The 15,857-nt window shown below is 40.3% G+C and carries 15 protein-coding genes; 12 read left to right on the forward strand and 3 right to left on the reverse strand.

The features are described 5' to 3' along the window. Positions 1–46: 46 nt before the first annotated feature. Entirely contained in the window at positions 47–655 is a 609-nt protein-coding gene (locus tag CDZ88_RS01410) for a DUF3298 and DUF4163 domain-containing protein (RefSeq protein ID WP_198507803.1), read from the forward strand. A 112-nt stretch (positions 656–767) separates the two neighbouring features. Then, a complete protein-coding gene (locus tag CDZ88_RS01415; protein WP_100371842.1) occupies positions 768–2,180 on the forward strand; it encodes an NAD-dependent succinate-semialdehyde dehydrogenase in 1,413 nt (470 codons plus the stop codon). 49 nt (positions 2,181–2,229) lie between these two features. Here the strand turns inward: CDZ88_RS01415 and CDZ88_RS01420 are convergent, their stop codons facing one another. Next, positions 2,230–2,670 carry a Dps family protein gene (locus CDZ88_RS01420; RefSeq protein WP_100371843.1) on the reverse strand — a complete coding sequence of 147 codons (441 nt, stop codon included), beginning with the start codon at positions 2,668–2,670 and terminating at the stop codon, positions 2,230–2,232. A gap of 86 nt (positions 2,671–2,756) precedes the next feature. Then, positions 2,757–3,434 carry a B3/B4 domain-containing protein gene (locus CDZ88_RS01425; RefSeq protein WP_100371844.1) on the reverse strand — a complete coding sequence of 226 codons (678 nt, stop codon included), beginning with the start codon at positions 3,432–3,434 and terminating at the stop codon, positions 2,757–2,759. Positions 3,435–3,507: 73 nt separating this feature from the next. On the opposite strand from CDZ88_RS01425, the gene queG reads away from it, so the two are divergent. The 6 genes from queG to CDZ88_RS01455 all read left to right on the forward strand — a co-directional run bounded on the left by queG (position 3,508) and on the right by CDZ88_RS01455 (position 8,152). Then, on the forward strand, positions 3,508–4,689 hold the full coding sequence (queG, locus tag CDZ88_RS01430) for a tRNA epoxyqueuosine(34) reductase QueG (RefSeq protein ID WP_100371845.1): 1,182 nt from the start codon (positions 3,508–3,510) through the stop codon (positions 4,687–4,689). A gap of 45 nt (positions 4,690–4,734) precedes the next feature. After that, entirely contained in the window at positions 4,735–5,265 is a 531-nt protein-coding gene (locus CDZ88_RS01435) for a methylated-DNA--[protein]-cysteine S-methyltransferase (RefSeq protein ID WP_100371846.1), read from the forward strand. A 143-nt stretch (positions 5,266–5,408) separates the two neighbouring features. Beyond that, a complete protein-coding gene (locus tag CDZ88_RS01440; protein ID WP_100371847.1) occupies positions 5,409–6,326 on the forward strand; it encodes an amidase domain-containing protein in 918 nt (305 codons plus the stop codon). Positions 6,327–6,441: 115 nt separating this feature from the next. Then, complete coding sequence (gene trmL, locus CDZ88_RS01445) at positions 6,442–6,915, forward strand: tRNA (uridine(34)/cytosine(34)/5-carboxymethylaminomethyluridine(34)-2'-O)-methyltransferase TrmL (RefSeq protein ID WP_100371848.1); 474 nt, start codon at positions 6,442–6,444, stop codon at positions 6,913–6,915. Between the two features lie 311 nt (positions 6,916–7,226). Further along, the gene (locus tag CDZ88_RS01450) at positions 7,227–7,532 is read left to right on the forward strand and encodes an antibiotic biosynthesis monooxygenase family protein (RefSeq protein ID WP_100371849.1); all 306 of its coding nucleotides are present in this window, start codon (positions 7,227–7,229) and stop codon (positions 7,530–7,532) included. A 62-nt stretch (positions 7,533–7,594) separates the two neighbouring features. Then, positions 7,595–8,152 (forward strand): YufK family protein, encoded by a 558-nt coding sequence (locus CDZ88_RS01455; RefSeq protein ID WP_100371850.1) that lies wholly within the window; start codon positions 7,595–7,597, stop codon positions 8,150–8,152. A 29-nt stretch (positions 8,153–8,181) separates the two neighbouring features. On the opposite strand, the gene CDZ88_RS01460 is transcribed toward CDZ88_RS01455, so the two are convergent. Further along, positions 8,182–10,041, reverse strand: coding sequence for a transglycosylase domain-containing protein (locus CDZ88_RS01460; protein WP_100371851.1), 1,860 nt, complete (start codon positions 10,039–10,041; stop codon positions 8,182–8,184). 180 nt (positions 10,042–10,221) lie between these two features. On the opposite strand from CDZ88_RS01460, the gene CDZ88_RS01465 reads away from it, so the two are divergent. From CDZ88_RS01465 to CDZ88_RS01485, 4 genes are all read left to right on the forward strand, one after another. Then, the gene (locus CDZ88_RS01465) at positions 10,222–12,117 is read left to right on the forward strand and encodes a PrkA family serine protein kinase (RefSeq protein WP_100371852.1); all 1,896 of its coding nucleotides are present in this window, start codon (positions 10,222–10,224) and stop codon (positions 12,115–12,117) included. A gap of 109 nt (positions 12,118–12,226) precedes the next feature. After that, entirely contained in the window at positions 12,227–12,775 is a 549-nt protein-coding gene (gene lepB, locus CDZ88_RS01470) for a signal peptidase I (RefSeq protein ID WP_100371853.1), read from the forward strand. Between the two features lie 715 nt (positions 12,776–13,490). Next, the gene (gene yhbH / locus CDZ88_RS01480; protein ID WP_100374558.1) at positions 13,491–14,663 is read left to right on the forward strand and encodes a sporulation protein YhbH; all 1,173 of its coding nucleotides are present in this window, start codon (positions 13,491–13,493) and stop codon (positions 14,661–14,663) included. Positions 14,664–15,104: 441 nt separating this feature from the next. Then, the gene (locus CDZ88_RS01485) at positions 15,105–15,836 is read left to right on the forward strand and encodes an IucA/IucC family C-terminal-domain containing protein (protein WP_157796430.1); all 732 of its coding nucleotides are present in this window, start codon (positions 15,105–15,107) and stop codon (positions 15,834–15,836) included. The last annotated feature ends 21 nt before the right edge of the window (positions 15,837–15,857 follow it).

Raw genomic sequence — 15,857 nt, forward strand, 5'->3', positions numbered from 1 at the left:
AACGCTCTCTTACTGCATATACATTGATTTAGATGGAGGTGATTGTATGAATATGTTTATTCTACCTGTAGATATACAAACTCATCACTTAGTTGAACCAAGACTAGATGTGTATTATCCGCAACTCGCTCATCTCAAGGATCAGGCGATTGAAAAGAAGTTGAATGAACGAATTTTGAAGCAAATATCGACAATGATTCGTAAGCAAGGTTTTGATGAGAATCCGATGACGGTCATTACAGGAGGATATGAAATTAAAACGAATGAACGTCATATTATCAGTCTAACGAATAGTCATTTTGCATTTTCTGGTGGGGCGCATGGGTTGACGATCCTTCGTTCATTGACAATGGATGTAGAAAAAGGGTCTGTTTATTCTTTAAAAGATTTATTTAAACCTGGTGCAGATTATATGAAGAAGCTTAATGAAATCATCGCTCTTCAAATCAAAGAGCGAGATCTTCCACTACTAAATTCATTTGACGGAATTGCACCAAATCAATATTTCTATCTTGCTGATAAAGCTCTCGTCTTGTATTTTCAATTATACGATCTTCTTCCTTATGCATTTGGTATTCCTTACTTCGTCATCTCAGTGTATGAAATCCAAGATATGATTGATGAAAACGGACCACTTAGGCAGATGATTTACTAACGCATCCCCTCTTAAAATAGGAGCAATCTTTGTTTCGGCCATGTATTAAAGGAAGAGAATAATAAACGTCGAATAGTTTATTAAGAGAATATATCAATGAGGGGATGAAAGCATGAACATGTTCATAGGTGGTTCGTGGATTGGTCAAGATCTTGATAAAATTGCAGTCATGAATCCAGCAACAGGTGAGAAAGTTGGCATGGTTCCTGATGGTGGAGAAAACGAGGCAAAAGTAGCCGTTGATGCAGCGCATAAAGCATGGAGGTTATGGTCGAAAAAGACGGCTAGTGAACGTAGTAAGGTACTCATGAGTTGGTTTCGTAAGATTGAAGAAGCCACAGATGAGTTAGCTGAATTTATGACGAAGGAACAAGGGAAGCCTTTTAAGGAAGCGCAAGGAGAGATTGGTTACGCAAACTCGTTTATTGAGTGGTACGCAGAGGAAGGGAAACGAATTTACGGAGAAACGATCCCTGCCTCTGCCGAGAACAAGCGAATTTTTATTCAGCGACAAGCAGTTGGAGTCGTTGCAGCAATTACGCCTTGGAATTTTCCAGCCGCGATGATTACACGCAAAGTTGCACCAGCTTTAGCTGCAGGTTGTACGGTTGTTGTAAAACCAGCTATACAAACACCTTTAACAGCACTGCGCCTAGCAGAGTTAGCTGACGAAGCAGGAGTGCCAAGTGGTGTCATAAATGTGGTCACAGGGGATGCCAAAACGATTGCCGGTGTGTGGCAAGAAGATTCTCGTGTACGCAAACTTACCTTCACAGGATCAACAGAAGTAGGGAAGATCTTAATGAAAGGTGCAGCAAAAACGATGAAGAAGATTTCTTTAGAGCTTGGCGGGCAGGCACCATTTATTGTTATGGCTGATGCCGACCTAGATGCAGCAGTTTCCCATTTTGTTGCATCAAAATATCGGAATGCCGGTCAAACTTGCGTCTGTGCAAACCGTATTTACGTGCATGAAGATGTCGTAAATGCTTTCACGGACAAAGCGAAAGAGGCCGTTTCTGCATTAAAGGTAGGAAATGGACTAGAAGAGGGAGTTGATTTAGGTCCACTCATTGATGAAGACGCTGTTCGAAAGGTAACGGAACATATTAACGATGCAAAGGAAAAAGGAGCAGAGGTTGTTCTTGGTGGCCACGAACCGAACGGACAATATTATGAGCCTACCGTTTTACGTGGCGTGACAGAAGAGATGCTGTGTATGAAAGAAGAGACATTTGGACCGCTTGCACCGATCTCGACTTTCCAAACTGAAGAGGAAGTCATCGAGAGGGCAAATGGAACCCCATTCGGTCTTGCTGCGTATGTGTTCACACGTGATATTGGTCAAGCGATTCGAATAAGTGAAGGGCTTGAGTTTGGCATTATTGGGATCAATGATGGCTTACCGTCTGTACCGCAAGCGCCATTTGGAGGGTACAAAGAAAGTGGCTTAGGTAGAGAAGGTGGTCATCACGGCATGGACGAATTTTTAGAAGTGAAATATATTTCCTTAGCATTTGAATAGAGTACAAAAAAGAGAGAATCGGATGGTTGTCCGATGCTCTCTTTTGGAATTATTTTAAGAATGAACGGAGCATCCAGTTATGCTTCTCAAGTGACTGGTGGATGGCAAGTAACATATCGGCAGTAGTTTCATCGCCTAATGAATCAGCGGCTTCCATTCCTTCTTTTAATTCATCGATCAATTTTGTGAAGTCTTCAGATAGCTCAGTAACCATCTCTTCGGCTGTTTGACCAGTCTTAGCTTCTTCGATCGTTGATGTTTCAAGAAATTCTTTCATAGTTGCTACAGGATGACCCTTTAGCGCTAGTAAACGCTCCGCTAGCTCATCAATGTATGTGGAGGATTCGTTGTATAGTTCTTCAAACTTTGCGTGTAAGGTAAAGAATTGTGGACCTTTAACATACCAATGATAGTTATGTAGTTTTACAAAAAGAACACTCCAGTTAGCAATCTGCTTGTTTAAAATAACGGATACTTTATCTTGAGTCATATTCAACCATTCCTCTCTTGTAATCGTCTCTTTATCTTTACCCCTAATCAACGAGCATTAAACGTAAATATGGTAATTATTTACGTCTACTTTGCCTCAATAATCGTCGCTTCTATTACATCCCCACCATGAATCTGTGTGAACATTTTTGCTACAGAGTCAACAAGCTGCTGGGCTTCATCAGTTGACATAGAAGGCTTTATGTAGATGAGATGCGTTGCCTTGGCTGTCTCTTTGGTGACGCTTGTTTTTATTGAATCAACAATCAAGCTTCCAAAAGCGCCTTGTTGATCGGAGCTTATAATTTTACCTGTCATATTATTTACTCGTCCATTAATCCCTTGATACTCTTCTCCTTGATGACCAAGTCGTACAACGATATCGCCAGTTATTTTTTCCGAATCATAAAGACCCATCGGAATTTGATATTGCAATGAGAAGAAAGTATTTAGATCAACGGCCGATTGAATGCTAGATATAAGTTTGTTTTGTTTAATTCTTCTAAGCAGCGCTTCATGAGAAGGACGGTACTTAGAAGGATCAATGTTTAGTTGTTTGAAAACAGCTCTCCATTCGGCGACACCTGCAAAGTCTGTTAACTCTTTTTCGGCTAGTTCCATTTGTAAAGTTTCTTGGAAAAACTGTAAACGACCTTTTAACATTTGAGGTGAATCACTAATCACGATAGAATGGTATGAGATCAGTCCAAGCTTAAAAGTAGGAACGACAGATGAGATGCTTGGATCAATTTTTATAGGTAACATAGGACAGCCTCCTGCATTTGTTGTATTCGTATTGTAGCATAAAGGTGGATTTGTCAGAAGAAAGGTGATTGGCATGATACCCGCCCAATTAAAAGAAGAACTTATTGCATATAGTAAGACTATCGGAGTCGACAAAATCGGCTTTACAACAGCTGATCCTTTTTTAAGTTTAAAAGATCGCTTGTTAACGCAACAGGAGCTAGGCTTTCAGTCTGGGTTTGAAGAGCCAAATATTGATAAAAGAGTGGACCCGACACAAAACCTTGATGAAGCTAGAACAATTATTTCGATTGCGCTCGCTTATCCTTCAAAATTAAAGAATGCTCCTAAAAATACGAAGGAAGCCCGTCGCGGAATTTTTTGTCGGGCCTCATGGGGGAAAGATTATCATGATGTGTTGCGTGATCGATTACAAAAGATCGAACAGTTTATTCTTGAGAAAGTTCCCAAGGCTCGGGCGGTCTCAATGGTTGATACGGGGGCGTTGTCTGACCGAGCAGTTGCAGAGCGAGCGGGCATTGGATGGAGTGGTAAGAACTGTGCGATCATTACACCTGAGTTTGGTAGCTATGTGTACCTAGGGGAAGTGATTACGACGGTTGCGCTTGAGCCAGATACACCAATGACTGATCAATGTGGAACGTGTAATCGCTGTGTGGACGCCTGCCCAACAGATGCGCTCGTCCAAGGCGGTCAATTAAATTCTCAAGCTTGTATTGCTTATCTGACTCAGACAAAAGGCTTTTTGCCTGATGAATATAGAGAGAAGCTTGGTAACCGTTTATATGGATGTGACACATGTCAGCAAGTATGTCCTGAGAATAAAGGCAAGGACGTTCACAACCATCCTGAAATGGAAGCTGATCCTGAGATTGCAAAACCTGAGTTAAAACCTTTGCTGAGGATGAGTAACCGTCAATTTAAAGAGAAGTTTGGATATGTTTCAGGTTCATGGCGTGGGAAAAAACCAATTCAACGAAATGCGATTATCGCATTGGCTCATTTTAAAGATGAGACGGCTTTACCCATCCTTCACCAACTGTTAAAAGAAGACCCTAGACCAGTTATTCGTGGGACCTCTGCATGGGCGATTGGAAAGATTGGACGTCATCACGAGAGTCTTCGTTATGATGAGGAAAGTCATCTTCAGTTAGCGAAAAAACATGAAAAAGACGATGAAGTGCTCTTAGAAATCGAAAAAGGGTTAGTATTGCTCAAAGATGAAACAAAAGTAATTGGTAAACATGTCCAATAATAAGGTAAGATGATGAAAACTGTACAATCGGAAGGAAGGGCTCACATGGCAACACAAGCACAGCTTTTTTTTAATGAAATGGATAGTCCACTTGGTACCCTCACAATCGTTGCAACAGAACGTGGTGTTCGTCATATTCATTTTGGTCATTTAGAAACTAGTACAGCAGCTTTGAAAGCAAAGTTGCGTAAACAAGGAATTACAGGTGAATTTGTTAAATGTGAAGACACGTTGAATAATGTATGTACTCAATTAAAGGATTATTTTAATGGCGAGAGAGTAGAGTTTGATGTTCCTCTTGACCTATGTGGTACGCCCTTCCAACAAAAAGTGTGGGAAGCTTTAAGAAGTATTCAATACGGGGAAACCCGATCATATAAACAAGTAGCCGAAGTCATTGGGGCTCCAAAAGCTGTCCGGGCAATTGGGGGAGCGAACAATCAAAATCCAGTGCCAATTCTAATTCCATGTCATCGTGTGATTGGTAGTAATGGCGCAATGGTCGGGTATGGTGGCGGCTTAGATAAAAAAGAGATTTTACTTAGTCTTGAAGGAGCAATTGAGAAAATCTCATAATGATAGAGTTTATTAGGTGTCTTCCTTTGCGAAGATGCTTTTTTTCTTTTGCTTTTGTCTTCGAAAAAAACTCACATATCTCTTAGCCATTCGGCATATTACCCATGCAACAAGGCATAAGTTGTGAAATACGAGGTGATGAAATGGAAAAGAGAATTGTTCAACCTATCCATGAGTTAATCCACTGGAGAAACGAACGTTATGTTCAACTTGGAAAAGAGATTGAAGAAAAAGAGCGATGGGAGGATGAGGTCGAGCTTCTGTGCTGGTTGAGAGCTCGAGATTCTCTTTTAAAAAGGGGGGCTGAGGTTATTCGCTCATATGCCACTGGTGATATTATTCGGAAGCAGCAAATCGGTAGGCAAGAACTAGTTGATTATGTAGTGAAATATGAGCAGTTTATTAAAGTTAAACGTAACATTTATCATACGGAAAGAATTGAAGAGAGGAGAGCATTTTTCGAAGATGGCAATCTTGTCAAAGACGTCGAACGGAAGCCGAAGCGGCTCATTAAAGAAGAGGATGGACAGTCAGCACCTCTCACGCTAATTGACTTAGGAGAAAATAGGAATCTGAAATCGTCTTATAACCGATTAGAAGCAGTGAAGTATGCGGAGAGATGGTGGGATGAGTACAATCCAGCTTATAAAAAATTTACCGATAACTGTACAAATTTCATTTCACAGTGCATGCGTGCAGGAAGGGCACCGATGAACGGTGGAGGGAATCGCTCAAAAGGTTGGTGGTTCCACAAGAACAATTGGAGTTACAGTTGGACGGTCGCTCATTCTTTTCGTTGGTATTTGAGTGGTGCGAAAGCAGGTCTAAGAGGGGTCGAACGTCAATCGGCCAGTGATCTTGCTCTTGGAGATGTGATTTGCTATGACTTTAACGGGGATGGCAGATGGCAGCATTGCACGATTGTTGTGGCTAAAGATGGGAACGGGGAACCTCTAGTCAATGCTCAGTCAGCAAATAGTCGAATGCGTTACTGGAAATATGAAGATTCAACCGCATGGACGCCGAATATTAAGTATAAATATTTTCATATTGAGGTTTAACAGGTAGCTAGTAACAGTTAGCTAAAAGCTATAAGCTACCAGTTTCCTCGATGTAGATCAAATGGTATACTATACTTTATGAACGATTGAACATGTAGAAATAGAGGTGTGCCATTTGGGTTTACATATTGTGTTGTATCAGCCTGAGATCCCTGCCAACACTGGAAATATTGCCAGAACATGTGCCGGAACGAATACATCATTACATTTAATCCGACCACTCGGGTTTTCCACTGATGATAAAATGCTTAAACGTGCTGGGTGTGATTATTGGCCAAGTGTGGATATTCATTATTATGATTCACTTGATGAATTGTTTGCTAAGTATGAAAAAGGGGAGTTTTACTTTATTGAAACCGTTGGAACGAAGAACTTTAGCGAATTTGATTACTCAGATGAGCAATTAGATCATTTCTTTGTTTTTGGACGTGAAACAACAGGTATTCCGCAAGAAGTGATTGATCGTAACATTGATCGGTGCTTTAGAATTCCTCAAACGGATAATATCCGCTCGTTGAATTTATCGAATACTGCAGCGATTGTTATCTATGAAGCGATTCGTCAGCAAGGATTTAGAGGGTTATCTTAAAACGAAAAATGACCTTACTCAATTGAGCAAGGTCATTTTTGTTAGTTCTTATGTGGATTGTCTTCGTAGCCAGCTGTGAAAATCGCAGCTAAAAATGCTACACAGACACCAAGGATTAGGATAGTACCCATGTGTATTCCTCCTTGTTGGACAACGTATTACCTATTATAAAGCAAGTGGACATGGATTGAAATATCAGCGAGAGAAAATGTTTGTCAAGAAAATGGCGCAGCTTAAGAAATGGCCTTGAGGCTTGCAACGATTAATGAAAACGTTATACTAAAGAGAAGAGTGAAAAAGGAGGAATATAAATGTATGTTGTAATGAATGAACTACATGTCCCAAGCCAAGCAAAAGAAAATCTATCTAATCGTTTTGGTAAAGCTGCTGATAATATGAAGAAGGTACCTGGTTGCTTAGAGTTTATGTTCTTAGGTAATGAAAAGGAAGACGGAAAGCAAGTCGTATTCACAAAATGGGAAACAAAAGAACATTACGAAGAGTGGTTACATAGTGATGCTTTTAAAAATGCACACAAAGAAAAGCGTGAATCAAAAGAAAAAGGACCGACAACAGGAAGTGAACTAAACGCCTACACGGTTATTCATCAATCCTAAGCAGCAGGCCTGTCCTGCTGCTTTTCTTTTCGCTTATACAAATAGTTAGGAGTAGCCGAACAATGTCGAATCGCTATATTACAAGTCATTTTCCGCTTATATCGATTTTGCTGTTTAGTTTGACGTTTGCTCTTTATATGCAAACGTTCTTACTTGAACAGCTAGTAGAGCTTGGCGTTTATGAGGGGATGCGCGAATTTTTCTCTGAGAATGGCATTAAATTAACGTTATTATTCTTATTAATGTTGTTCTTTTTTATGGTTTTTTCTGCTTTAAAATTAATCGCCGATACGACGAATGAATTATCAATGCTTTTCTTTTCAAAAGATGTAGAAGGGTTAGAGTTAAACAAAGCTAGGGCGGGCTCATCGATATTTATGGTCATCAGTATCATGTCGATTGCGCTCACGCAGAACATTCTCCATCTAGCAGCGGCATTTGTCCTTGCTTGCTTTATTTATTTTGTCTATTTTGTTTATAAAGTCAGTGACTCGTTGTCGCCGTTTGGTTTGATTGGATTGATTTTTTTTCATGTAATCTTTTGGAGCACGCTGATTATTGCCGTTATTTATGCTCTTCTGAAACTTTATAATAGCTTTATAGCTAGTTTACCATTGTAAAAGGACTGACAAATGATGTCAGTCCTTTTCTAATTGCGCATTATCTCTCTCCAAATGGTGAGGTGAGGGGACTGACTGTAAATAGAGGAAATCGATTCGCGGCGATCCATTCCAACCCAGACGCCTGTTGTGTATTGATCGTTCATCCCAATAAACCACACATCATGATAATCATTTGTCGTTCCTGTCTTCCCTCCGACGTAACTAGACGAAATGTTAGCCTTTTTCCCTGTGCCACTTCTGACAACTTCGGCAAGGAGACTTCTCATTTTTTCGGTTGTGTCGATACTCCATATTTCTTCCTCGGGTGGGTTCCAGTTATAAAGAATCTCACCTTCTGCATTTTTGACGGCCCGTATCCCATAGGCTGGAGCGTATTGACCGCTTCTTGCAAATGGAGTGTACGCTCGGGTCATCTCAAGTGGGGACATGCCGTATGTAAATCCGCCGAGGGATGAGGGGAGTTGGCGATCTTCAGCTACTACTTTGTCAAAATTAAAGACATCTAAATAGGAAAAAGCTGTTTCTACTCCAAGTCGATCGAGTAATCGAACCGCTGGCGTGTTGTAAGAATGCTTAAAGGCAGTAGTAAGACTTACATTACCGTATGGCCCGCCACCGAAGTTTCTCGGACAGTAACCACCGCTGCAGAAGTGATTGGCATTCACGGAACTTTGCAAGGGAACTTGAAGCTCTTCGATGTAGGGTGCGTAAGAAAGTAATGGTTTAATGGCTGAGCCTGGCTGTCTATACATCTGATAACCTCGGTGGAAATCGAACTTCTCATAGCCTTTACCCGCTGTGATCGCGACTAATTCATTCCGGCTGTGATCAATTATGACCGCAGATGATTGAATATTTGAATGTGGCAATTGACGATTAATCACATGAATGGCCTTTGCTTGCTTTGCTGGATCAAGTGCTGTTTCAATATGGACGCCTTTTGCGAGTATTTGCTGTACTCTGGCGTCGATTTGCTTTTGAATGGATTCTTGCTGTTCTACCGAGCTCGCTTGCTGGAGACTTTGGTCAAAGCCTTCTTGGCTAGCAATAAGGTCGGCAAGCTCTGCGTGAATATATGTGACGTAATCTGGGTATTGATCGATCCGTGCTCGTGGTGAGATCTTTACCGTTTCAGCATAGGCAATCGTTGCTTCGTCATCAGTAATTACCTCTGCTTCTAGCATCTTTTCAATAATCCAGTCTTTTCGAAGATTAGTCCTATCACTGTTTTGAATCGGATCATAATGGGTTGGATTATTCGGAACCGCACTCAAAAAAGCAATTTCAGCAATCGAAAGCTCTGCGCTCGTTCGACCGAAGTAATAATGACTGGCAGCCTCAAACCCATAGACGCCATTATGAAAGTAGATCGTATTTAGATATAGTTCAATGATCGTTTCTTTGGAAAACTGTTTTTCTATTTCATATGCATAAAGAAGTTCACTTAGCTTACGATTGTAGCTTTGTTCATGCGAGAGGAAGACATTGCGTGCGAGCTGCTGTGTCATAGTGCTCGCGCCTTCTTCAATGCTGTTACTTTTACTATTAATAATGAGAGCTCGGATAATGGCTGTAGCGTCATATCCATTATGGTCAAAGAACCTACGATCTTCCGTCGAAATAAATGCATTCATGACTTGTTGGGGAATTTGTTCATAGGTAAGGTAACGTCTATTACCATCTTGAAAAATCTCTGAAATAACTGAGCCATCTCGGTCATAGATATAACTATTCCTTGAGATTTCAATTTCCTGAAGGGATACATGTTCTTGAACAGCCTCACTTATCGTTTGAACTTCATTTATTTCTGCGGTTGCTTCGATGAAAAGAAAAGCAAAACTAGCAAACAATATGAGAATAAGAAACCAACCGATTGATGTTTTCATTTTTTACACTCTTTTCCTATTAATCACTCATGATTGTACCATGATGCTCGTTTGTTATGTATTGAAACCGTCATGTTACTTAGGAAAATCTGAGCTTATTGAAATGTGATGCATGTTCACCTAGACAAACGCATAAAGTGTATTAATCTCTCTTGACCACGAGGATGGGGGTATATATTAATGGATATCTTAAAAAAAATCGAAAATTTCAGAGTAGAAGAAGAACGGTTAAAATGGGAAGGATCCTTTGCTGATTACTTAGAGTTACTAAGAGAGAAGCCACATGTTGCACAGACGGCACACTCACGCGTTTATCATATGATTAAAGGTGCTGGTGTGGAAGAGGAAAACGGAGCAAAGACATATTCGTTTTTCAGTGATCAAATTTATGGGTTAGAAGAATCTATTGAAAAACTAGTAGAAGAATACTTTCACTCCGCTGCAAAAAGGCTTGATGTAAGAAAACGTATTTTATTATTAATGGGTCCTGTAAGTGGAGGGAAATCAACCCTTGTGACGATGTTAAAAAGAGGTCTAGAGCAATACTCTAGAACAGACGAAGGAGCTGTCTATGCGATTAAAGGCTGCCCGATGCATGAGGACCCGCTACATTTGATTCCGCAGCATTTACGTAAAGACTTTTTTAATGAGTATGGTGTGAAGATCGAAGGGAACTTATCTCCACTAAATATGATGAGACTCGAGCAAGAATATGGTGGACGGATTGAAGATGTGATCGTTGAGAGGATCTTTTTCTCAGAAGATAAACGAACAGGGATTGGTACGTTTAGCCCATCCGATCCGAAGTCCCAAGACATTGCTGATTTAACAGGAAGCATTGACTTCTCAACCATTGCTGAATACGGTTCTGAATCTGATCCGCGTGCTTATCGTTTTGACGGGGAACTAAACAAAGCGAACCGAGGAATGATGGAGTTCCAAGAGATGTTAAAATGTGATGAGAAATTTTTATGGCATTTATTATCTTTAACACAAGAAGGAAACTTTAAAGCGGGTAGATTTGCGTTAATTTCAGCGGATGAATTAATCGTCGCTCATACGAATGAATCTGAGTATAAGTCCTTTATTTCTAATAAAAAAAACGAAGCTCTCCATTCGAGGATTATTGTCATGAAGATTCCATACAATCTGAAGGTGAGTGAAGAAGAGCGAATTTATCAAAAGATGATTCAGGATAGTGATCTATCTCATGTGCATATTGCTCCTCACGCCTTAAAGGTGGCGGCCATCTTTACGATCTTAACTCGCTTAAAAGATCCGAAAAAACAAGGCATTGATCATGTGAAAAAAATGCGTCTCTACGATGGAGAGAGTGTGGAAGGGTTTAACTCACAAGACCTAGAAGAATTAAAAGCGGAGCATCCAGATGAAGGAATGAGTGGCATTGACCCTCGTTATGTCATTAACCGCATCTCATCAGCGATCATTCGCAAGCAACTAACATCAATCAATGCCCTTGATGTCTTGCGTTCGATTAAAGAAGGATTAAGCCAACACGCTTCCATCTCACAAGAAGACCGCGATCGCTATCTGGACTTTATCGCCGTTGCGAGAAAAGAATATGATAAGATTGCGAAAAAAGAAGTTCAAAAAGCATTCGTCTATTCGTATGATGAGTCAGCGAAAACATTAATGGATAATTATTTAGATAACGTCGAAGCTTACTGCAATAAAAATAAATTACGAGACCCACTCACAGGTGAAGAGATGACACCAGATGAGAAGCTTATGCGCTCGATCGAGGAGCAGATTGGTATCTCTGAAAATGCGAAAAAAGCATTTCGTGAAGAGATTCTGATTCGCATCTCAGCATACGCCCGTAAAGGAAAGAAATTTGATTACAATTCACATGAACGTTTACGTGAAGCCATTCAGAAGAAATTATTTGCCGATTTGAAAGACATCGTTAAAATTACGACATCGGTAAAAACACCAGATGAGTCACAATTAAAGAAAGTGAACGATGTTATTGCTCGATTAATTGATGAGCATGGTTACAATTCTACATCAGCGAACGAATTATTACGCTATGTAGGTAGCTTGCTGAACAGGTAATAAGAAATCGCCACTTCATTATTGAGGTGGTGATTTTTTTTGGCAATTTCAACTTGTCCTGTTAGAAGAAGGGTGGTAAATTAAAGAAAATCATGTACGGAGGCCATCTATGAATGCATTTCGAAGCCATTGGGTCGATTGGTTAAAAGCGATTATTGTCGCTCTTTTATTCGCGACCATTATCCGAGCATTTTTCTTTATTAGTTACGAAGTAAGAGGAGAGTCAATGATGCCAAGTGCTTATGATGGCGAACGGTTCATTATAAATAAGGTTGGATATAACTTTGTTGAGCCGGACCGATTCGATTTAATTGTGTTTCATGCAACTGAAACAGAAGATTATATTAAAAGAGTAATTGCCTTACCTGGTGATACGGTACAATATGTCGATGATCGTTTGTATATCAATGGGGAGTATGTCGATGAACCTTTTTTAGTTGAGAGAGTAGAAGAGGGAAATCGTATGCCTTACACATATGATTTTGCTTACCCACAAGTGATTCCAGAAGGACATGTATTCGTCTTAGGCGATAATCGTCCCTATAGCAAAGACAGTCGGATGATCGGACCCATTAGTTATGAGAGCATCGTCGGAAAAGTGGACATGCGATTCTGGCCCATTACAGCAGCTGGATGGATGAATGATGCAAAGGAATAGATAAAAAACACTAGAACCTGTTAGGGGTTGTAGTGTTTTTTGCTTGTGCGGGTGCAATCTGTGGCTTATGGGGGTTGGAGGTCAATCATTGTTAGCTTAATAAGTGGGTTTCGCGCGAATCAGACTCGTTTCCGCGCTAATACCTTACGTTTGCGAGCGAACAGTTGGCACTTTCGCGCAAACTAAGCAAGTTTTCGCGCAAACGCATCAAGAAAATGGAAAATACTCTCGCGCTCTCCATTTTATACGCCGCTAAACGGACACCTCCGCTTTTCTGTCTAGCTGCGGTTTCCAGAGGCTCGTGGACAAATAACCTGTTAGATATAAAAGCAAAAAGCGCTTTTAATCTGCCAGAACATTTGCATGACGCCTCTAAGCGGCAACCTTCGCTTTTCTGTCTAGCTTCGCCTCCTTGGAATTCGGGGAAAACCGGTGAATCCAACGAAGTCAAAAAACGACTTCGTATGGCTCCCCCTAGTTTTCCCTCATTCCAGAACAGTCGCCTCCGCTTTTCTGTTAATTTGTCAGAATTTATTGGCAACTATGATCCCTGTCTGCATAGGATATTATAAGCCCCCATTTTACACTCTAAAACAAAGGGCGATTCGAGATTAGTATATGACTGTGGATGACAAAATGTGACTCGAGGCATGGATGAAATAAGAATTGAGTTTTCTTTATACAGAGGATGGAGTATACAAGGAGGGGAATGGTTGTGAATAATCAAGATAAACATAACTTTGTCGTGTCCCAGGAGAATTGGTCCCTCCATCGCAAGGGCCATCAAGATCAGAGACGTCATCAAGAGAAGGTGCAAGAAGCCATTAAGAAAAACCTTCCGGACTTAGTGAGTGAAGAAAATATCGTGATGTCCAATGGGCGGGAAGTGATTCGTATTCCAATTCGCTCGTTAGATGAATACAAAATTCGTTACAACTACGATAAAAATAAGCATGTGGGTCAAGGAAAAGGTGATAGTAAGGTCGGTGATGTGGTTGCACGCGATCCGAATGCAGAGAAAAAAGCAGCCGGACCAGGGAAAGGTCAAGGGGCGGGTGAAGAGGCTGGGGAAGATTATTTTGAAGCGGAAGTGTCGATTCTCGAGCTGCAAGAAATGTTGTTTAAGGAATTAGAACTACCCAATTTACAAAAGAAAGAAGACGCAGAAATTATCGTTGAAGACATCTCATTTAATGACATTCGTAAAAAAGGATTGATGGGGAATGTCGATAAACGAAGAACGATCTTATCAGCTATTAAACGTAATGCTCTTGAAGGAAGACCTGGTATTATCCCGATTTATAATGATGATTTACGTTTTAAAACTTGGACAGAAACAATTCGTCCAGAATCCAAAGCCGTCGTATTAGCAATGATGGACACAAGCGGATCGATGGGACGTTGGGAGAAGTATATGGCACGTAGTTTCTTTTTTTGGATGACGAGATTTTTACGGACGAAATATGAAACAGTGGATATTGAATTTATTGCTCATCATACCGAAGCGAAAGTTGTATCAGAGGAAGACTTTTTCTCAAAAGGGGAAAGTGGAGGGACAATTTGCTCGTCTGCTTACCGGAAAGCATTAGAACTCGTCCATGAAAAATATGATCCTAAACGCTACAATATTTATCCGTTTCATTTTTCTGATGGAGATAACTTAACCTCTGATAATGCCAGATGTTTAAAATTAGTACAGGAGCTCATGGAGAAAAGTAGTATGTTTGGGTACGGGGAAGTCAATCAGTACAGCCGCCACTCAACCTTAATGAGTGCTTATAAAAACATCGACAATCCACGCTTTCGTCATCACATTCTTAAAGATAAAGGTGACGTGTACCACGCGATGAAGACATTCTTTAAGAAAGAAGAAGGCGCCATGGTATAAATTTGATTAGGTCAAAAACCCTGCTATAGCTGGCTTCCTTTAAGGAAAGACAGCTAGCGGGCTTTTTTTCTGTAGAAACGGTTGAGGCGCAATACATCAAAAAGAAATCGATTTTTCTGATAATGTTTCTCATTTAACTATTGATTATAAAGAAAGATAGGCGTATAATCACAATTATTAATGATAATCATTTTCATTTGATACTATTTAGTTTTTTAAATTTGGACCAGGCATACGAGACGCTTAGCCTCTATGATAAAAAAGAAGAAAACAAAAGGTCTCTGCTCCTTTTTGGAGGGGACTTCCTTTTTTTATTTTTACTAGGTTTAATTTATGTAAGTTAAGGTCAGGCGGGAATACGGCATCAACGTGTAGTGTGTAGTATTCCACATGGTAGAGGAAGATGTATTGTCAAAAATGAAGTGCCAAGGAGTGGTTCACTTGAAGCTTTCAGCTGATGAAATTAACGAACTTGAAGGTACAAGGGTCACAAGGGAGTTAAAACAAACTCAACCGTTATCGTGTGATGTACTCGATTTGTTTAATGAGGAGTTTCTTTCTCAATATATGGAGACCGTACAAAAGGTAGTCAATGCTCCGGACCTCCTTGTGGCAGCGTCAATTTTTTCTAAGAGATATAGCCTTATTGTTACGTTGCCGGCTTTACTCATGATGACAAGATCTAATAAACAGTTAGAGTGGAATAAAGAATTATTACAGTTATCGGACTCTAATACAGATCAGTGGTGGCTACCGTGCATGTATTCGCGGAGTCTATCGTATGCACATTGGAGCGAAGGAAACTTAGGGGTAGCACAAAAAGAAGAGATTTTAAGGCAGATATTCGCGGATCACTTAGCGCCTTTATGGGAGAAACTTCATCAACTAACGAATATCCCAACAGTGACGTTATGGGAAAATACATTTGTCTACATACGTTGGTTTTATGAAGACGTTTTAACAGAGAGAGCGTTAGAGGGAAATGTATGTAAGGTGAAGGAGGATTTTCGGTTTATTTGCGAGGCACCTGGTTCCATTTTTGGGTGTAAGAAGAATCCTTTGTCGACTTTTTATAAAAATTCGATGGAAGTAAATTCGATGCGTAAAACCTGTTGTTTCGCATATCGATGTTCGAGTGATAAAACGAAGTGCAAGTCATGTCCGAAAGTATAAGAAAGAGAGTGCAAGCTGCCA

It is taken from the genome of Bacillus sp. FJAT-45037 (assembly GCF_002797325.1).
In the GTDB taxonomy this organism is placed as follows: Bacteria; Bacillota; Bacilli; order Bacillales; family Bacillaceae_D; genus Alkalihalophilus.